The sequence below is a fragment of the Pelomonas sp. Root1217 genome (genome assembly GCF_001425705.1).
Taxonomy (GTDB): Bacteria; Pseudomonadota; Gammaproteobacteria; order Burkholderiales; family Burkholderiaceae_C; genus Pelomonas.
Genome location: NZ_LMDC01000028.1, coordinates 340762 through 357549, shown reverse-complemented (window position 1 = coordinate 357549; position 16788 = coordinate 340762). Strand labels below are relative to the sequence as shown.

Genomic DNA, 16788 nt, shown 5'->3' with positions numbered 1-16788 from the left:
GCAGTGTGCCGCAAGCCTGATGGCGTCGACGGGGCATCGGCCGTTCCGGCGAACCTTCCCCATGAGATTCCAGGCAGGCCGGGCGCCGAGGCAGTTATGGCTCATCCCACAATGGAGCCAGGCGGCGAGCGGTTCGTCGTACATCTCGAACGAAGGACGCCATGGGACTCCTGACCTTCAGCATCAACGTCACCCTGGACGGCTGCGTCGACCATCAGGAGGGCATTGCAGACGACGAGACGCATGCCTTCTTCACCCACCTCATGGACGAGAGCGGGGCGATGCTGTGGGGCCGCGTCACCTACGAGATGATGGAGACCTACTGGCCAGCGGTCGCCCGCGGCGACGTGCAGGTACCGCCAGCGATGCGCGAATGGGCGGTCAAGCTGCAGGCCAAACCGAAGTACGTGGTGTCCTCGACGCGAAGGGACTTCCCCTGGCCCCACAGCCACCACATTGCTGGCGACCTGCGCACGGGCGTGCAGAGGCTCAAGGACGCGACGCCGGCCGGCGTGCTTCTGGGTAGCGGCAAGCTCGCGGCCGAGCTGGATCGGCTGGATCTGATCGACGAGTACCAGCTGCTCGTCCACCCCAGGATCGCCGGCCACGGCCCGACCCTGTACGAGAGCGGGCTGCCCAGCACGCGACGGCTCGAGTTGATCTCGGCGAAGCCCCTGCGCAGCGGTGCGGTCGCGATGCACTACCGGCGCGCGCGCTGACTCGGCGAAGCGTCATGCCACGCGCAGCCACTCAAAGCCGCGCCAGCAGCTCGTACGAACGCCGCCGCAGGGAATGGTCATGCACCGCGCAGGCGACGATGAATTCATCCGCCTGCGTGCGCTCGCTCGTTGCCGCCAGCCCGGCGCGCACCGTCTCCGGCGAGCCGACGATGGATTCGCTCAGCATGCGCTCCACCTGCATGCGCTCGGCCGGTGACCACAGCGCATCCATGCTGGGCACCGGCTCGGGCAGCTTGCCGCGCCGCCCGCGCACCATGCCGAGGAAGCGCTGCTGCGCGGACGTGAACAGGAACTGCGCCTCCTCGTCGGTCGGCGCGACGATGACGTTCAGACCGACCATCGCATGCGGCTTGGGATTGCGCGTGCTGGGCTTGTAGGTCGACCGGTAGACCTGCAGCGCCTGCATCAGCATCTCCGGCGCGAAGTGCGACGCAAACGCGAAGGGCAGGCCGAGGTAGGCGGCAAGTTGGGCGGAATAGAGGCTGGAGCCCAGCAGCCAGATCGGCACCTCGGTGCCCTGGCCCGGCACGGCGCGGACCACCGCGTCCGCGGCGAGTGGTGCGAGATAGCTCTGCAGTTCCAGCACGTCGTTGGGGAAGCCGTCTTCGCCCGTGCTTTCCAGGCTGCGGCGCAGCGCGCGCATGGTCGGCCGGTCCGTGCCCGGTGCACGGCCCAGGCCGAGGTCGATGCGGCCGGGGAAGAGTTCGGCCAGCGTGCCGAACTGTTCGGCGATGGTCAGCGGTGCATGGTTGGGCAGCATGATGCCGCCGGCGCCGACGCGGATGCGCTGGCTCGCCGCGGCCAGTTGGCCAATCAGCACCGCAGTGGCCGAGCTGGCCACGCCTTCCATGTTGTGGTGCTCGGCCACCCAGTAGCGCGTATAGCCCAGCGTGTCGGCCAGGCGCACCAGGTCCAGGCTGTTCAGCAGCGCTTCACGCGTCGTGGCGCCTTCGACGACGGGCGCCAGGTCGAGGATGGAAAGCGGGGGCAGGGCAGTCATGCCGCCATCTTGCCCAGCGCTGTTTGGCCCCGTTGGCCCGGGGACTTGCGCAAATGTGATTGCAGCCAGGGCAGCAGTCGAGCTTCGTAGGCCTCGGTATCGAAGTCGCGCAGGTCCTCGTGGCCTGCACCCGGCACAGCCGCCAGTGTTTTGGGCTCCGGCGCCGCGGCGAAGAGCTGTTCCGTCTCGACCCAGCGCGTGGACCGGTCCTCGGTGCCCGAGGCCACCAGCAGCGGTGCGCGGACGTCCTTGATGGCTTCGATGGGGCGCAGTTCATGCACGCCCAGACCCAGCCGCAGCGGGATCTGCAGCAGCAGCAACGGTGCCGCCCAGGCGCCGGCAGGCCCCAGGCGCTTGACGAGGCGGTCCTGCACCGCATCGGTGATGGTTGGATAGACCGACTCCAGCACCAGGGCGTCCAGTTCGGGCTGGCGCTCGGCGAACAGCAGCGAGGCACCGCCCAGGGACACGCCGATGGCGCCCAGCCTCTCCTCAGGCAGCCGCTCGCGCAACCAGCCCAGCGCCGCCTGCACGCCCAAGGCCTCGCGACGACCAAAGCTGATGCGGTCGCCGCTGCTCTCGCCGTGCGAGGGCAGATCGAGGGCCAGGCTGCCGATGCCCTCGCGTTGCAGCCAGCGGGCACGCTCCAGCATCTCCAGGCGGCTGCCGCGCACGCCGTGCAGCAGCAGGACGACGCCCTCGCCGGCGCGGCCGGGCAGGAACCAGCCGCTGACCTGCTGGCGTTCGCCGTAGGGAATGTGGACGGGTTCCGCCGACAGGTCGGGTGGCGGCGGCCCGATGCGGGCGCGGACGGGCCGGGTCAGCAGTTCACCCGCGGCCAGGCTCAGCAGCAGGGTGCCGGCGGCCAGTGCAAGGCCGGAATAGAGGAGTCGACGCATGCCGGCCATGATCGCCGGGCTTGGCCGGCCGCCGCGTAGGCGATGGCCCCGTCGTGGACGCTGCCCGGGCAAACCGGCTGCAGTGCCCCTTCAGCCCAGGCTCAGCACTGCGCGGACGAGTTGCGCGCCGTCCGCATGCGCCTGCAGCCGCGCGCCGAACTCACGCATCAGCGCCAGCATGCGGCGGTTGTCGGCCAGGATGTCGCCATGCAGGCGCTGCACGCCGTGTTGCCGTGCATGGGCGGTCAAATGAGCGATGAGCCGGCGGCCCAGGCCGCGGCCCTGCCAGTCGTCGGCGACGGCCAGCGCGAACTCGGCGCGCTCGGGGTGATCGTCCTCGTGCACATAGCGGGCGTCGGCGATGACGGGATGGCCGGGCTGCTGGGTCTCGACGACCCACGCGACGTGCTGGCGCTGATCGACGTCCGTCAGCAGCTTCAGCAGGGCAGGGCTGAGTTCGCGCAGGCCGACATGGAAGCGCTTGTGGCGCGAGTCCAGCGACAGTGCGCTGAAGAAGGCCTGCTCGGCAGCGGCATCCGCAGCACCAATGGGGCGTAGGCGGACCTGATGCCCGCCGGCCAGCATCCAATGCTCGGGCGCCTCGGTGGCGACGGGCGCTGGCGCCAGCAGCGTGGTCACTGCCGTGCTCCGGCCGCCGCCGGCCTCAGGTCCAGCACCGCGGGGCCGCTCAACGCGCTGACGGTGACCGCCTCATCGGTCTGCACGACAAAGCACTGGCCGGGCTCCAGCACGATGTCGCGCGAGTCGTGGTCGATGGTGATCCACAGCGTGCCGGAGGCGCTGCACAGATGGGTGGCGCGGGCCTCGGGCAGGCGGGAGATCTGGCCGCGTTGCAGCAACAGCCGGGTGCGGGGGACGTCGATCAGCATGGTGTGCTCCTGGTGGCGGCGGGCTGGCATGCCGGGTTGGCATGCTTGCGTTGCGGCCGTCTGACGCGGATAGTGCCGCTTGGCCACCTTGGCGACAAACGATCATTCGGAAGGCTTCGCATTCCTCCAGCGCATGTCAACAAAGCCCGTAGACCATCTCCCGCCGCTGCAGCTGCTGGCCGCCTTCGAGGCGGCGGCGCGGCATTTGAGCTTCACCCAGGCTGCCGAAGAGCGCTTCATCACGCAGTCGGCCATGAGCCGGCAGATCCGCGCGCTGGAGGACGAACTCGGCGTGACGCTGTTCGAGCGCCGCCACCGTGCGCTTGCGTTGACCGAGGATGGCCAGCGCCTGCACGCCGCCTGCTCGACGGCCTTGAATACCTTGCGTGTGGCCGTGCGTGCGGTGCGCGAGCCGCACCAGCGCCAGATGCTGGCGTTGACGACGACGCCGGGCTTCGCGTCGCTGTGGCTGATCCCACGCCTGACCGGCTTCACGCGCGCCCACCCGGGCATCGACGTGCGCCTGGATGCCGGCCTGGGCAACCGCAACCTGGCCAGCGAGGGCTTTGACCTCGCCATCCGCTACAGCCCGGTCGGCGCGGCTCAGGGCCAACAGCTGTTCGCCGAATCGATGGTGCCGGTCTGCAGCCCACGGCTGGTGGGCGAACTGGGCCTGGCGCTGCGCGAGCCGCCCGACCTGGCCCGCCACACGCTGCTGCACCTGGCCATGGACGGCGACAGCGCCGGCATGCCGGCGGAATGGGAACCCTGGCTGAGTGCCTGGGGCCTGGCCGACCTGCGGCCCGCGGCACGGCTGAGTTTCTCCAGCTATTCCGAGGCGATTGCCGCGGCCGTGGCGGGGCAGGGCGTGGCGCTGGGGCGGCGACCGCTGGTGGATGCGCTGCTGGCCAGCGGCCAGCTCGTCACGCCGTTCGACGCCGGCATCGCGTCGGCGCGGGCCTATCGCCTCATCGTCGATCCGGCGGCCCGGTCACGCCCGGCGGTGAAGGCCTTCGAGCAGTGGCTGCTCTCGCAATGCGCCAGCGAAACCACGCCCGGCTGACTGTCCCCCGTCAGTCGCGGCCGTTCAGGTGGCTGGCGATGCCGGGGTCGGCCGACAGGGCGCGCAGCGTCCGTTCATGGCCCAAGGCGGAGTCGCGCCCCTCGCGCAGCAGCGCCGCGGCGAGGCGGGCCCGCCAACGCTCCGCCGCGGCCTGCGCCCAGGCCTGCTCGCTGAGCGCCAGGCAAGGGCCGCGGTAGAGGTTGAGCGCGGCCTCCAGCGCCTGCGCGGCCGTCGGGCTGCCAGCCGGTGCCTGGGCATGCGCTGCCAGGCCATCGTTCAAGGCCTGCACGTCGACCCAGACGCAGTCCGCGTTCAGGCGAATGCCATGGTCCTGCACCAGCAGGGCCGCGTCGTGGGCCAGCAAGCGGCGCAGCCTTGCGACGGTGACCTCGAGGGCCTTCTGACGGCCTTCCCGGCCGTCACCGGGCCAGAGCTCGCGGGCCACAGCCTCGGCCGACGCGGCCTCGGTGCCGCGGCAGGCCAGGTAGCGCAGCAGTTCGAGGGGCTTGCTGGCCGCCTTGCGACCCTCCGCCGGCCGGCCCGGGATGGCGTCTGCGCCGCTGCTCACCTCGAAGCTCCCCAGCGTGCGGACCTTCACCGCCCAGGGCCAGCTCTCGGGCGCTCCCGCGGGCGCAGCGAGCCGGCGGGTACGGACGGCCGAGCGCACCCAGTCCGTCTCGGTGCCCTGCAGCAGGGCCCGGCAAAAGACCTGGCCGATGTGCAGCGGCAGCAGCGGCAGCACGCCCGGCCACTCCAGTTCGCGCAAGGTGCGCATGGCGCGTGCCAGCGGGGCGTCGGGCAGGGCGCCCCAGCCGTCGCGCTGTCCCACGGCGATCAGCGTGGTCAGCTCTTCCAGGCAGCGCAGGCGGGCCGCGAGGTAACGCGGCAGCTGCATCTCGGCCAGGCCCCTAAACCGCGTGGCGGCCTCATCGGCGTTGCCGCAGCCGATCAGCGCATAGCCCTCCTGCACAAGGTAGGTGACCTGGTAGCCGGGCCAGGCGCCGCTCATCTGCAGATGGCCCAAGGCTCGTCGCGCATGGCCCAGGGCGGCATGAAAGTCGCCCGCGCGCAGGGCTACGCGGCAACGCACGTCGGCCTGGTCGGCCCACCACAGCGGCGTGCCGGCCGCGTCGCCCGCGGCCACGGCCTGGGCGGCCAGGGCGAGCGCGGCGGCGGGGTCGCTGCTGCACTCCACCAGCCGGGCCCGCTGCAGCGCCGCCACGGCGGCCAGACCGGCCAGATGGTGCTCGGTGGCCAGCTGCTGCGCCATCACCAGCCGCTCCCGCGCCTCCTCCACCTTGGCAAAGGCGGTCAGGTGCCAGGCCGCGACGATGGCCCAGTGACCACGCCAGAAGGGTGAGGCATCGGGTTGCTTCTCTATCGATGCGACCTGCGCGAACAGCAACTCGAACTCCGCGTCTTCGCCGTGGCGCTCGCAGAGCTCGCCGAGCGCACAGGCCAGCGCCAGTGAAATGTCGCTGGGCGCCGCGCGAGCCCGCTCCATCAGCAGGGCCACGTTGGCGGGCGGCCACGCCGGCAGCACACCGTAGTCATGGGCAATCGAAGCCCCACCCCAGGCCAGCAGGCTCTCGACGCCGGTGCCGACCGCGTCCGGCCCCACGGCGCTCAGGACGCCCAGCATGGCCATCGCGTGGCGGTAGATGGCCGCCTGCAGATGTTCCACCAGCAGCACCAGGCCGGCTGCCGCCCCGGCGAGGGCCACCTGGCCGTCCGCCTGCGCCCGCAGGGCCAGGGCCGCGGCGCTGTCCAGCGCGCCCGGCGCCTGCGCCGACAGCGCTTGAAATGCGTCCAGCAACTCGCTCGACCGCTGCGCGGCTGCCGCTTCAGGCTGCGATCGGGTCATCGATGCATGCTAAGCCCGTGCTGTGGGTCATCTGTGGGTGGTATGCAGCGGCCAGGCCTTCCATCATCAATGCGCAGCCTGCGCCCTTGCCGGCGGCAACCCTGGGAGCCTGCAATGCACAACCTTCTTTCTCCGGCGCCACGCCTCGATGCCCTGGTGGCCGCGGCCTGCCTGGCCGCCGCTTGCACGGGTGCCGCGCACGCGTTGCCGCTGGCCCCGACCGTCACGCGCGAAATCAACTTTGTCTCCACGCGCTCCATGTGCACCGGACTGCTGCCGCTGGGCGGCGACAACATGTCGTGCACGCTGACGAACGGCGCCCAGCTGACGGCTTCATTTGCCGACCCCTACGGCAGCCCATCGAGCGGCAACGCCCAGCTTTTTGCCGACGGGGTGGACATGAGCCTGTCAGCCACGACGACGCGCTCCACGGCACCCACATCCATCTTCGATGCCGTGCAGTTCGACCAGTTCACCATCACCGGGCCCACCGCCACGGTGAACGTTGGCGTCAAGGTCACGATCGACGGCGCGACGGCGCGAAACTCTGGCGGGTTTGTGCTCACCAGCTACACCTTCATCAGCGGGAATCGCTCGGCGACGCCCAGCGCCTCGGCGAACTCGACCGGGGACCGCATCAGCAACGACCCCACGCGCGACGTACTTGCATTCGGCCGCACGGCAACGCTCGGGGGCGGCATCACGCAGTCCATCCTTCATCGCGTCGACACGGCGTCGTTCACAGGGGTGGTGGGCGCACCTTTCGAGCATGGCTTCGAGTTTGTGCTGTCCAGCCTGAACACCACCATGAGCTTCAGCGCCCGCGTGGAGTACTCGCTGCCGGCCGGCTACACGCTGACGTCACTTCGCGGGCTGCACGTCAACGTCGTGCCGGAAAACGGCAGCTGGGCCTTGATGCTGGCCGGCCTGGCCGGTCTCGCCGGCCTGCGGCTGCTGCGGCGCAGCCGGGAGGGTCAGCCGGCCAGGCCGGCGTAGACCTGCTGCACGTCTTCGTTGTCGTCCAGGGCGGCGAGGAAGCTTTCCACCTCGTCCAGCTGCTCGGCCGTCAGGCTGGCCGGCGCGATGGGGTTCTTGGGCCGATAGCCCAGCTTGGCGCTGAGCACGGTGAAGCCCTGGGCGGGCAAGGCGCGGCTAACGAGGTCGAGGTCGGCCGGGTCGGTGAGGAAGAGCGTGACGCCGTCCTCGTCGGCCGGCACCAGGTCCTGGGCACCGGCTTCGATGGCCGCGGTATCGGCATCGGCACCGGGCTCGGCGGGCTCGGCCTCGATCATGCCGAGGTGGTCGAAGTCCCAGCTCACCGAGCCCGACGTGCCGAGCTGGCCCTTGCGGAACAGCACGCGCATGTCCGACGCGGCCCGGTTCACGTTGTCGGTCAGCACCTCCACCATCACCGGCACGCGGTGCGGCGCAAAGCCCTCGTAGATGGCCTGCTCGAAGTGGACGACTTCACCGGTCAGCCCGGCGCCTTTCTTGATGGCGCGGTCCAGTGTCTCCTTGGGCATGGACACCTTGCGCGCCTGCTCCACCACCAGCCGCAGCCGCGCGTTGTCCTTCGGGTCAGCGCCGCTGCGCGCTGCAATCATGATGTCCTTGGCCAGCTTGCCAAAGAGCCTGCCCTTGGCATTGGCGGCGATGTCTTTGTGTTTGGCTTTCCATTGCGCGCCCATGGGTGGTTTTTCCTGTCTGATTGGTTTGTTGCGCAGCGGGCCTGCGTGGAGGATGAGTCGGCAGGGAAGTTGTGCTTAGGCGCGCGGAAACGCTATTTTCCCACCTTCGGCGAGAAGAATCGTTTGGGGGGCGTACGCCGGATTCGCGCTCGGGTGTTGCGGCGAGATTGCCACCCATGCGCTTAGCATGTCTTGGCCGGCCTGCATCTTTTCGAAGAGTTCTTTAAAGAAGCGCCCGAAGCCATCGCCATTGCGATCGACAGTGAACACAAGATTTGCCGTCTTTGGTCCAGGCAATCCAGCAGCATTCTTAATGCTTTCTGGGGAATTTGGAGACGCGAGAACAATGATTGCTGCGTTCGTGGCCTGAACGATCTGTCGAATTCCCGAAGGCTTTGGGCCCTCGATCGTGCCGTCTTCGTTCAAATGGGCATATACGAACAGAATTTCTGCGCTCGGTATTTGATGATGTTCCACGACTCTGGCGCGAATGAACAATCGTCCGAGTAGTTCAGCATCCTGTGATGCGAGCCCATCAAGATCTTTACCGGAGAGATTGGCAAAGCCGATTGTCAGAGGCGTAGGTGACGACTTCTCCTTGCGCTCTACTGCTCCGATGATGCGATTCAGTTCATCCCCGTAAGGTTTGACTCTCTTTTGGAGGGATTCAATCTTGCGACCGAGTAGTGCCGTGCCCAACCCGCTGAAGCCGCCAATCAGTCCAAGTGCAATAACAACAATTGCACGGGCGCCCATGAATTTCAATGTCACGGCTGCCAGCACCGATGCTCCGCTGATTGCCAGAAGAATCTTTTGTGCTTTGAACAGTGCTTGGATCGTTTGATTGTCTGTTTTTATTGCCTTGTTCAGGTCGTCCAAGTGCTTCATTGGGTCGTTTGTCATTGCTTTCTTTCCTGTTCGGCGGTGGGTGAGTGACCAAGTGTGTGTGTCAATCAGAGCTTCCCAATGTCGCCACTACTTTCCTCGTCTGCCCCGCCCGCCACACCGTCAACGTCACCTTCTCTCCAATCTGCCTTGTCTCCAGCAGCGACAGCATGTCATCCAGGTCCGCCACCGCCTGCCCGTCGACCGAGGTGATGACGTCCCCCTGCACGATGCGCCCGCTGCGATCCCTGCCGAAGGGTTTCAAGCCCGCCGCCGCAGCCGGGCTGGCGTCCGCCACGTTGACCAGCAGCACACCCTTCGGCGCCCCCAGCGCCTTGGCCAGGTTCTCCGGCCCGGCTGTCACGCCCAGCGCGGGCCGGATGAAGCGCCCGTCGCGGATCAGCCGCGGCACGATGCGATTCACCTCGTCCACCGGAATCGCAAACCCGATCCCGGCACTCGCCCCGCTCGGGCTGTAGATGGCTGTGTTGACGCCGATCAGCCGCCCCGCGGAATCCAGCAGCGGCCCGCCCGAGTTGCCCGGGTTGATGGCCGCATCGGTCTGGATGGCGCCCTTGATCGTGCGTCGCGTGACCGACTCGATCTCGCGGTTCAGCGCCGAGACGATGCCGGTGGTCAGCGTCTGGTCCAGGCCGAAGGGGTTGCCGATGGCGTAGACCTTCTGGCCCACCTGGAGGTCGCGGCTGGCACCCACGGCGATGGCCGGCAGCTTCTCGTGGGGCGCTTCGATGCGCAGCACGGCAATGTCGCGGTCCGGGTAGGCGCCGACAAGCTTGGCCGGAAAGCTGCTCTGGTCGTTCAGCGTGACGGTGGCCCGGTCGCCGCCCTGGATGACGTGGAAGTTGGTGACGACGTGGCCGGCGTCGTCCCAGATGAAACCGGTGCCTGTGCCGCTGGGCTGCTCGCTGGTGCGCAGCGAGAAGAAGTCGCGCTGCACGCTCAGCGTGGTGATGTGCACCACCGACGGGCTGACGCGTTTGAAGACGCCGATGTTGTTCAACTCCTCGGCGTCCAGCGCGCCGCGGGCGGTGGTGGCGCGGGGCTGGGCCTTGGTCTGGGCGCCGGCACCGCCGGTGCTGAACAATGCGGCCAGTAGCAGGATGAGCAGGCGCTGGGACATGACGCGAGATGCACGGTTGCGGGAAACCGCATTTTGGTGGGAGTCGGGAGATCGTCGATGAGGCAAATGGGATTGGGATGGATGCTGGCACTGACGGTGTCGGGCGCGGCGGCGCAGCAGGTCTGGAAGTGCGAGGTGGGCGGCAAGGTTCACTTCAGCGACAAGCCCTGCCCGCAGGCCGGGCAGCCCCTGTCGGAGCGCAACCTGCAGCCCAATGTGGTGGAGGCCCTCAAGCCCGAGGACGTGCAGGCGACCCTGGGCCGGGCGTCGGCCGCCTCAGCGCCGCCGGCGCCGTCGGGCAATGCCTGCCCCGGTGACGGCGAGATCCGGGGCATGGAGGTCCGTGCCAATTCGACGACGTTGGGCGATGCGGAGCGCCAGTTCCTGCAGGACGAGGTGCGCCGCGTGCGCCAGTGCCGCGCAGGGCAGGGGCGCTACCGAGAGGCCGACTGGGTCATCAGCCGCGAGGCCCAGGCAGCGCAGACTCAGCTGAGCGACCGTGCCCGCTACGACGCGCGGCTTCGCGCCGAGGCCATGCACAGCGCGGCCGACCCCGATGAGGGCGATCGCATCGCCCGCCGCCGCATCGCCGAGGAAAGGATGCAGCGTCGCCAACTGCAGTTGCAGCGGCGGAGCCAGAATCCCGCGTCCTCAGCGAATCCCTGATCCACCGAATGCCTGCGCTGCCCTCCCGTGCCGATCGCCTCGACGCCCTGCGCGGCTTGGCCATCGTCTGGATGGCCGCCTACCACTTCGGCTTCGACCTGAACCACATCGGCTGGATTCGCCAGGACTTCTACCGCGACCCGGTCTGGACCTGGCAACGCACCTGCATCGTCAGCCTCTTCCTGTTCTGCGCCGGCGGCGGCCAGGCGTTTGCCGTGCTGGCGGGGCAGGGCGCTCCCAGGTTCTGGAAACGCTGGGCCCAGGTGGCCGGCTGCGCAATGCTGGTGTCGCTGGGTTCCTGGTTCATGTTCCCGAACAGCTGGATCAGCTTTGGTGTGCTGCACGGCATTGCGGTGATGCTGTTGCTGCTGCGCATGGGCCTGAGCCGGCTGCCGAACGCGGTGCTGCTGGTGCTGGCCGCGCTGGCCATCGCCGCACCTCAGCTCGTGCAGCTGCCTTTTTTCGACACGCGCTGGACCAACTGGGTCGGCCTCGTCACCCACAAGCCCATCACCGAGGACTATGTGCCGGTGCTGCCGTGGCTGGGCGTCATGCTGGTCGGCTTTGCCGTCACGCGCGCCTGGCCCGGCCTCTGGGCCGGCAACGCGCCGCGGCCGCTGGCTGTGCTGGGGCGCTGGTCACTGAGTTTCTACATGGTCCATCAACCGGTGTTGATCGGTTTGCTGATGGCCGCCCAAGTGTTGAGAGGATGAAGATGCGCACACTGCTTCTGGCCGCCGTTGGCCTGCTGATGAGCTGGACTGCCCAGGCCGGGCCCTTCGTGTGGCCGAACGGCGCGCAGGCGGCTGTCAGCCTCGGCTATGACGACGCGCTGGACAGCCAGCTCGACCATGTCGTGCCGGCCCTGAACAAGCGCGGCTTGAGGGCGAGCTTCTACATTCCCATCAACGGCCCGACGCTGCCTGGCCGCCAGAACGAATGGAAGGCCGCGGCCACGGCCGGCCACGAGCTGGGCAACCACAGCCTCTTCCACGGCTGTTCGGCCAAGGGGCCGGGCCGCGAATGGGTGCAGCCGCAGCGTGACCTGGATCGGCAGATGGCGGCCCAGGTGCAGGAGCAGGTCATCGCCGCCAACACCTGGCTGCAAGGGCTGGACGGCAAGACCCGCCGCACCTTCACGCCACCCTGCCTGGACATGCAGGCCGGCGGCCAGGACTTCGCCGCAGCACTGAAGCCGCATTTCGTCGCCTATCGCGCGGCCGGCCCGGGCATGGTCACCGATACCGCCGCGCTCGATCCCTATGCCATGCCGGTCTATTTCGTCGAGGGCATGAGCGGCGAGCAGCTGATCGCGCTGGTCGAGAAGGCGGCGGCCCAGCATGCCCTGGTGAGCCTGCTTTTCCATGGCGTCGGTGCCGAGCACCTGAGCGTGACCCGAGAGGCGCATGACCAGTTGCTGGACCACCTCGCCAGGAACAAGGCGCGCTTCTGGACCGACAGCATGGTCAACATCATGGAGAACGCGAGGAAGCAGGCCGGCCGGTGAACCGACAATGCGGCCATGAGCTCGCCCAAGTCCGTCCTGTTCGGCTTCCACGCCGTCACTGTCCGCCTCAAGACCCATCCTGCCTCGGTGGCCGAGGTCCATTTCGACCCGTCACGGCGTGACCAGCGCATGCGTGCCTTCGTGGAGCGGGCCAAGGAAGCCGGCGCCAAGCTGGTGGAAAGCAATGACGAGCGCCTGAGCCAGATCGCCGGCAGCCCGCGCCACCAGGGCGTCGTGGCCCGGGTGCAGGCGTTGGCCCAGCTCCATTCGCTGGACGACGTGCTGGACGCCGTGGAAGGCCCGCCGCTGGTGCTGGTGCTGGACGGCGTGACCGACCCGCACAACCTCGGTGCCTGCCTGCGCGTGGCCGATGGCGCCGGGGCCCATGCCGTCGTCGCGCCCAAGGACCGTGCCGTGGGCCTGAATGCCACGGTGGCCAAGGTGGCCAGCGGCGCGGCCGAGACCGTGCCCTATCTGATGGTCACCAACCTGGCACGGACCTTGAAAGAGCTGAAGGAACGCGACATCTGGGTGGTCGGCACCTCCGACCAGGCCGAGCGCTCCATCTACGACCTGGACCTGAAGCGCCCGGTGGCCTTTGTGCTGGGTGCGGAAGGCGAGGGTATGCGCCAGCTGACGGCCAAGACCTGCGACGAACTGGTGCGCATCCCGATGGCCGGCGCTGTCGAGAGCCTGAATGTGTCCGTCGCGTCGGGGGTTTGCCTCTACGAGGCGCTTCGTCAGCGTCGATAATTCTGACTATTCAGAAAAACTAGGGAGCCGTCATGGCCGTCATCGAAGTCAAGCACCCCCTCGTCAAGCACAAGATCGGCCTGATGCGCGAGGCCGACATCTCGACGAAGAAGTTCCGCGAGCTGACCGGCGAGGTGGCCCGGCTGCTCTGCTACGAGGCGACGGCCGACTTCCCGCTTGAGAAGACGACGATCAACTGCTGGAGCGGCCCCGCCGAGATCGACCAAATCGCGGGCCGCAAGGTCACGGTGGTGCCCATCCTGCGTGCGGGTCTGGGGATGCTGGACGGTGTGCTGGACATCCTGCCCAACGCCAAGGTCTCGGTTGTCGGCCTGGCGCGTGACCACGAGACGCTCAAGCCGGTGAACTACTTCGACAAGTTTGTCGGCAACCTCGACGCCCGCACGGCGCTGATCATCGATCCCATGCTGGCCACGGCTGGCAGCATGATCGCTACCGTCGACCTGCTCAAGGCGCGCGGCTGCAAGGACGTGCGTGCCCTGGTGCTGGTGGCCGCACCCGAGGGCGTGAAAGCCCTGCAGGCGGCCCATCCCGATGTGCGCTGCTGGACGGCGGCCATCGACAGTCACCTGAACGATGTCGGCTACATCATCCCGGGCCTGGGCGACGCCGGCGACAAGATCTTCGGGACCACGCAGGGGTGAGTGAGCCCCTCGCCCAGTCTCGCCTGCTGGACGCTGCGAGCCTGGTCGGTCCCCGAGGGGACGGCGATGCCCGCGGCGTCGAGCCGCGAGCACATCGCCCAAGGCGGGCCGGCTTGGGAGCGGCCCGGCGCTCGGCCCGCGAACCCCGTTCAGCCGAGCACTTGGCGCAGCGCCCGGCGCAGCAGCGCCAGCCCCTCGTTCAACTCGGCGGCGCTGATGTTCAGCGCCGGCATCAATCGAATGAGGTGAGGTCGGGGCGCATTGAGCAGCAGGCCTACCGGCGCCAGCGCCTGGGCGGCCGCCACCACCTCGTTCGCGTTGTCTGACGGCAGCACCAGAGCCCGCAGCAGCCCCAGGCCGCGCTCGCCCACCAGGCCATGGTCGCGTGCAATGGCCTGCAGCCCGGCGGACAACTGCGCCGCACGCTCGCGCACACCGGCCAGGAACTCCTCGCGGCAGACCTCGTTGACCACGGCAAGTCCCACCGCCGCCATCAGCGGGTTGCCGCAGAAGGTGCCGCCCTGGTCGCCGGGCAGGAAGCAGTTGAAGGCCTCCTTGCACAGCAGCGCCGCCAGCGGCACGCCGCCGCCCATTCCCTTGGCCAGCGTCATCACGTCGGGCTCGATGCCGAAGTGCTCGTAGGCGAAGGCATGGCCGCAGCGGCCGATGCCGGTCTGCACCTCGTCGGCGATCAGCAGTACGCCGCGTTCGGCGGTCAGCGCGCGCAATTCGCGCACAAAGCCCCGGTCGGCCACGACGACGCCCGCCTCGCCCTGCACCAACTCGATCATCACGGCTGCCGTGCGAGGCGTCATTGCGTGTTCCACCGAGGCGAGGTCGTTGAACCGCGCCTTCACGAAGCCGCCGGGCATGGGCGGGTAGAGGTCGCCCCAGCCCGGCTTGCCCGAGGCGCTCATCATCGCCAGCGTGCGGCCGTGGAAAGCCTGCTCGAAGCCGATGATCTCGTGGGCGCCACCACGCATGCGGCTACCCCAGCGCCGCGCCAGCTTCACCGCGCCTTCGTTGGCCTCGGCGCCTGAACTGGCGAGGAAGACGCGGTCAAAGCAGCTCACCTCCACCAGCCGCCTGGCCAGGTCCAGCAGGGGGCGGTTGTAGTAGGCGGGGCTGGGGTTGAGCAGCCGCTGCGACTGCGCCAGCAGGGCCTGCGTGATGAGGGCCGGGCTGTGGCCCAGGCTGTTGACGGCCCAGCCCTGCACGAGGTCGAGATGGCGCTTGCCACCTTCGTCCGTCAGCCAGGCGCCCTGGCCCGAGACGAAGACCGTGTCGGGGCGGTGCGTGATCGTGATGAGGTCCTGTCCGATTTCGATCACGGCGTGTCGCTCCATGCGTAGTCCATCTGCCGGGCGGTGCCCAGGGCCAGCTCGCGGCTGTGCAGGCGCTGCACCAGGTGCAGGCACATGTCGATGCCCGCCGAGATGCCGGCGGATGTGACCACCGGGCCCTCGTCCACCCAGCGCACACCCTCGCGCACTTCCACCGAGGGCCGCAGAGCGCGCAGGGCGTCGAGGTCTTCCCAGTGGGTGGTAGCGGCCACGCCGTCCAGCACGCCGGCCTCGGCCAGCAGCAGGGCACCGGTGCAGACCGAGGCCAGCACTTGTGCCGTACGCCGCTGGGCGACGATCCAGGCCAGCACGTCGGGCTGCAGCAGTTCGGCATCGACCACACCACCCGGCACGATGGCGCAGGTGAGGAGCGGGTGGTTGCCCAGCATGGTGTCGGGCTGCACCTGCAAGCCGGCGCGTGCCCGCACCGGTACCGCACTGCGCGCGATGCTGGCCACCTTGAATAGCGGTGCAGCGCCCGCCGGCTGGCTTCGCGCATGCACCCGGGCCGCGGTGGTGAACACCTCGTAGGGACCGGCCATGTCCAGCAGTTCCATCTCGTCGAAAACCAGGATGCCAATGTTCATCGGATGCGGCCTCCTGCCGCCTGCTTTAGCTGATGGCAGGCAGTTTGCGGCGATGCGCCTTTGGCCGCCATGACGCAGTTCCCACCTTTTCTGCCAAGATGCGTACATGACCTGCCGCATCGCCTTCGTCCTCTTCCCGGGCTTCCAGCAGCTGGACCTGGCCGGGCCGATGGCCGTGTTCGAGGTGGCCCGGCTGGCCCTGTCGGGCAGCTACGAGTGGCGCCTCGTGGCCAGCGCGCCGCCTGCGGTGCGCAGCTCTGCCGGTGTGGCATGGCCGGCGCAGGGGCTGCCGCGCCAGCTGGGAGATCTCGACCTGGTCATGGTGATCGGCGGCGACGGCGTGGATGCCGCCTGCCAGGACAGCCGCCTCATTGCCTGGTTGCGCAGAGCCAGCAAGTCGGGCGCGCGCATGGCCAGCATCTGCAGCGGCAGCCTGGTGCTGGCCGCCGCCGGCCTGCTGGATGAGCGCACGGCCACGACGCATTGGTCGCGCAGCCGGCAGTTCGCCACCGACTTTCCTGCCGTGCGGCTGCAGCCTGACCGCATCTACGTCCGCGAGCCCGCGGTCCGCCAGCAAGGCCTGCCCGAACTCTGGACAAGTGCCGGCATGACGGCCGGCATCGACCTCTGCCTGGCGCTGCTGGCCCACGATCACGGCGAAGACATCGCGCGGGAAGCCGCGCGCCAGCTCGTCGTGGAGCGGCGGCGGCCCGGCGGGCAGTCCCAGTTCTCGCCGCTGCTGGACCTGCAGCGCCCCGACGGCCGTTTCGGCGCGCTGCTGGACGAGGTGCGGCGCGACCTGCAGCGCGATCACCGCGTGGAGGAGCTGGCCGCGCGGGCCTGCATGAGCCCGCGCCATTTCGCGCGCTGTTTCCACGCCGAGACGGGCGCCACGCCCGCGCAGGCGGTCGAGCGGCTGCGCGTGGAAGCGGCGCGCGCGGCGCTCGAGAGCGGATCGGCGTCGGTGCTGCGGGTGGCGCTGGAATCGGGTTTCGGCAACACCGAGCGCATGCGGCGCGCTTTCCTGCGGCTGCTGGGCCGCCCGCCAGCGGCGTTTCGGCCGGGGGGCGTCGGCGCAGGGTGAACTTTCACCAGCG

General features: G+C 68.9%; 19 protein-coding genes. 9 read left to right on the top strand and 10 right to left on the bottom strand.

Going from position 1 to position 16788, the window contains the following annotated elements:
- Positions 1-161 precede the first annotated feature (161 nt).
- Positions 162-719, top strand: a complete 558-nt coding sequence (locus ASC95_RS21645) for a dihydrofolate reductase family protein (RefSeq protein ID WP_057299767.1) — start codon at positions 162-164, stop codon at positions 717-719.
- A 31-nt stretch (positions 720-750) separates the two neighbouring features.
- Here ASC95_RS21645 and ASC95_RS21640 read toward each other — a convergent pair whose 3' ends face one another.
- The 4 genes from ASC95_RS21640 to ASC95_RS21625 form a co-directional block, all read right to left on the bottom strand.
- A complete protein-coding gene (locus ASC95_RS21640; RefSeq protein ID WP_057300458.1) occupies positions 751-1731 on the bottom strand; it encodes an LLM class flavin-dependent oxidoreductase in 981 nt (326 codons plus the stop codon).
- A gap of 5 nt (positions 1732-1736) precedes the next feature.
- The gene (locus tag ASC95_RS21635) at positions 1737-2639 is read right to left on the bottom strand and encodes an alpha/beta hydrolase (protein WP_162250832.1); all 903 of its coding nucleotides are present in this window, start codon (positions 2637-2639) and stop codon (positions 1737-1739) included.
- A 90-nt stretch (positions 2640-2729) separates the two neighbouring features.
- A complete protein-coding gene (locus tag ASC95_RS21630) occupies positions 2730-3278 on the bottom strand; it encodes a GNAT family N-acetyltransferase (RefSeq protein ID WP_057299765.1) in 549 nt (182 codons plus the stop codon).
- Positions 3275-3529: a DUF2917 domain-containing protein gene (locus ASC95_RS21625; protein WP_162250831.1), complete on the bottom strand. Its 255-nt coding sequence runs from the start codon at positions 3527-3529 to the stop codon at positions 3275-3277. Before ASC95_RS21625 ends, ASC95_RS21630 begins: the two co-directional genes overlap by 4 nt.
- 133 nt (positions 3530-3662) lie before the next feature.
- Here ASC95_RS21625 and gcvA point away from each other — a divergent pair, with 133 nt between their 5' ends.
- Positions 3663-4592: a transcriptional regulator GcvA gene (gene gcvA, locus ASC95_RS21620; protein WP_057299762.1), complete on the top strand. Its 930-nt coding sequence runs from the start codon at positions 3663-3665 to the stop codon at positions 4590-4592.
- Positions 4593-4602: 10 nt separating this feature from the next.
- Here the strand turns inward: gcvA and ASC95_RS21615 are convergent, their stop codons facing one another.
- Positions 4603-6456, bottom strand: a complete 1854-nt coding sequence (locus ASC95_RS21615; RefSeq protein WP_057299761.1) for a hypothetical protein — start codon at positions 6454-6456, stop codon at positions 4603-4605.
- A gap of 114 nt (positions 6457-6570) precedes the next feature.
- Here ASC95_RS21615 and ASC95_RS21610 point away from each other — a divergent pair, with 114 nt between their 5' ends.
- Positions 6571-7452, top strand: a complete 882-nt coding sequence (locus tag ASC95_RS21610) for a hypothetical protein (protein WP_057299760.1) — start codon at positions 6571-6573, stop codon at positions 7450-7452.
- On the opposite strand, the gene ASC95_RS21605 is transcribed toward ASC95_RS21610, so the two are convergent.
- The 3 genes from ASC95_RS21605 to ASC95_RS21595 all read right to left on the bottom strand — a co-directional run bounded on the left by ASC95_RS21605 (position 7431) and on the right by ASC95_RS21595 (position 10170).
- The gene (locus ASC95_RS21605; RefSeq protein ID WP_057299759.1) at positions 7431-8144 is read right to left on the bottom strand and encodes a YebC/PmpR family DNA-binding transcriptional regulator; all 714 of its coding nucleotides are present in this window, start codon (positions 8142-8144) and stop codon (positions 7431-7433) included. The two genes, ASC95_RS21610 and ASC95_RS21605, sit on opposite strands and share 22 nt — an antisense overlap.
- A gap of 75 nt (positions 8145-8219) precedes the next feature.
- Positions 8220-9032: a hypothetical protein gene (locus ASC95_RS30885; protein WP_235538008.1), complete on the bottom strand. Its 813-nt coding sequence runs from the start codon at positions 9030-9032 to the stop codon at positions 8220-8222.
- Between the two features lie 61 nt (positions 9033-9093).
- Entirely contained in the window at positions 9094-10170 is a 1077-nt protein-coding gene (locus ASC95_RS21595) for a S1C family serine protease (protein ID WP_057299757.1), read from the bottom strand.
- 66 nt (positions 10171-10236) lie between these two features.
- Here ASC95_RS21595 and ASC95_RS21590 point away from each other — a divergent pair, with 66 nt between their 5' ends.
- From ASC95_RS21590 to upp, 5 genes are read left to right on the top strand one after another with little or no spacing between them, the layout of a single operon-like run.
- Positions 10237-10836, top strand: a complete 600-nt coding sequence (locus tag ASC95_RS21590) for a DUF4124 domain-containing protein (protein ID WP_162250829.1) — start codon at positions 10237-10239, stop codon at positions 10834-10836.
- 8 nt (positions 10837-10844) lie between these two features.
- Positions 10845-11549 carry a DUF1624 domain-containing protein gene (locus ASC95_RS21585; protein WP_057299755.1) on the top strand — a complete coding sequence of 235 codons (705 nt, stop codon included), beginning with the start codon at positions 10845-10847 and terminating at the stop codon, positions 11547-11549.
- A 2-nt stretch (positions 11550-11551) separates the two neighbouring features.
- Positions 11552-12343: a polysaccharide deacetylase family protein gene (locus ASC95_RS21580; RefSeq protein WP_162250828.1), complete on the top strand. Its 792-nt coding sequence runs from the start codon at positions 11552-11554 to the stop codon at positions 12341-12343.
- 15 nt (positions 12344-12358) lie between these two features.
- The gene (gene rlmB, locus ASC95_RS21575) at positions 12359-13096 is read left to right on the top strand and encodes a 23S rRNA (guanosine(2251)-2'-O)-methyltransferase RlmB (RefSeq protein WP_057299753.1); all 738 of its coding nucleotides are present in this window, start codon (positions 12359-12361) and stop codon (positions 13094-13096) included.
- Between the two features lie 32 nt (positions 13097-13128).
- On the top strand, positions 13129-13761 hold the full coding sequence (gene upp / locus ASC95_RS21570) for a uracil phosphoribosyltransferase (protein WP_057299752.1): 633 nt from the start codon (positions 13129-13131) through the stop codon (positions 13759-13761).
- Between the two features lie 149 nt (positions 13762-13910).
- On the opposite strand, the gene ASC95_RS21565 is transcribed toward upp, so the two are convergent.
- Together ASC95_RS21565 and ASC95_RS21560 are read right to left on the bottom strand one after the other, a co-directional pair.
- Positions 13911-15107: an aminotransferase class III-fold pyridoxal phosphate-dependent enzyme gene (locus tag ASC95_RS21565; RefSeq protein WP_057299751.1), complete on the bottom strand. Its 1197-nt coding sequence runs from the start codon at positions 15105-15107 to the stop codon at positions 13911-13913.
- Positions 15089-15691 carry a DJ-1/PfpI family protein gene (locus ASC95_RS21560; protein ID WP_057299750.1) on the bottom strand — a complete coding sequence of 201 codons (603 nt, stop codon included), beginning with the start codon at positions 15689-15691 and terminating at the stop codon, positions 15089-15091. Before ASC95_RS21560 ends, ASC95_RS21565 begins: the two co-directional genes overlap by 19 nt.
- 106 nt (positions 15692-15797) lie before the next feature.
- Here ASC95_RS21560 and ASC95_RS21555 point away from each other — a divergent pair, with 106 nt between their 5' ends.
- Positions 15798-16775 (top strand): GlxA family transcriptional regulator, encoded by a 978-nt coding sequence (locus tag ASC95_RS21555; protein ID WP_057299749.1) that lies wholly within the window; start codon positions 15798-15800, stop codon positions 16773-16775.
- Positions 16776-16788: the final 13 nt, after the last annotated feature.

Coding starts and splice junctions, on each gene's coding strand:
- ASC95_RS21555 (WP_057299749.1), top strand. CDS start 15,798: ATGACCTGCCGCATCGCCTTCGTCCTCTTCCCGGGCTTCCAGCAGCTG.
- ASC95_RS21625 (WP_162250831.1), bottom strand. CDS start 3,529: ATGCTGATCGACGTCCCCCGCACCCGGCTGTTGCTGCAACGCGGCCAG.
- upp (WP_057299752.1), top strand. CDS start 13,129: ATGGCCGTCATCGAAGTCAAGCACCCCCTCGTCAAGCACAAGATCGGC.
- ASC95_RS21565 (WP_057299751.1), bottom strand. CDS start 15,107: ATGGAGCGACACGCCGTGATCGAAATCGGACAGGACCTCATCACGATC.
- ASC95_RS21580 (WP_162250828.1), top strand. CDS start 11,552: ATGCGCACACTGCTTCTGGCCGCCGTTGGCCTGCTGATGAGCTGGACT.
- ASC95_RS21610 (WP_057299760.1), top strand. CDS start 6,571: ATGCACAACCTTCTTTCTCCGGCGCCACGCCTCGATGCCCTGGTGGCC.
- ASC95_RS21595 (WP_057299757.1), bottom strand. CDS start 10,170: ATGTCCCAGCGCCTGCTCATCCTGCTACTGGCCGCATTGTTCAGCACC.
- gcvA (WP_057299762.1), top strand. CDS start 3,663: ATGTCAACAAAGCCCGTAGACCATCTCCCGCCGCTGCAGCTGCTGGCC.
- ASC95_RS30885 (WP_235538008.1), bottom strand. CDS start 9,032: ATGAAGCACTTGGACGACCTGAACAAGGCAATAAAAACAGACAATCAA.
- ASC95_RS21590 (WP_162250829.1), top strand. CDS start 10,237: ATGGGATTGGGATGGATGCTGGCACTGACGGTGTCGGGCGCGGCGGCG.
- ASC95_RS21605 (WP_057299759.1), bottom strand. CDS start 8,144: ATGGGCGCGCAATGGAAAGCCAAACACAAAGACATCGCCGCCAATGCC.
- ASC95_RS21560 (WP_057299750.1), bottom strand. CDS start 15,691: ATGAACATTGGCATCCTGGTTTTCGACGAGATGGAACTGCTGGACATG.
- ASC95_RS21585 (WP_057299755.1), top strand. CDS start 10,845: ATGCCTGCGCTGCCCTCCCGTGCCGATCGCCTCGACGCCCTGCGCGGC.
- ASC95_RS21645 (WP_057299767.1), top strand. CDS start 162: ATGGGACTCCTGACCTTCAGCATCAACGTCACCCTGGACGGCTGCGTC.
- ASC95_RS21635 (WP_162250832.1), bottom strand. CDS start 2,639: ATGCGTCGACTCCTCTATTCCGGCCTTGCACTGGCCGCCGGCACCCTG.
- rlmB (WP_057299753.1), top strand. CDS start 12,359: ATGAGCTCGCCCAAGTCCGTCCTGTTCGGCTTCCACGCCGTCACTGTC.
- ASC95_RS21615 (WP_057299761.1), bottom strand. CDS start 6,456: ATGACCCGATCGCAGCCTGAAGCGGCAGCCGCGCAGCGGTCGAGCGAG.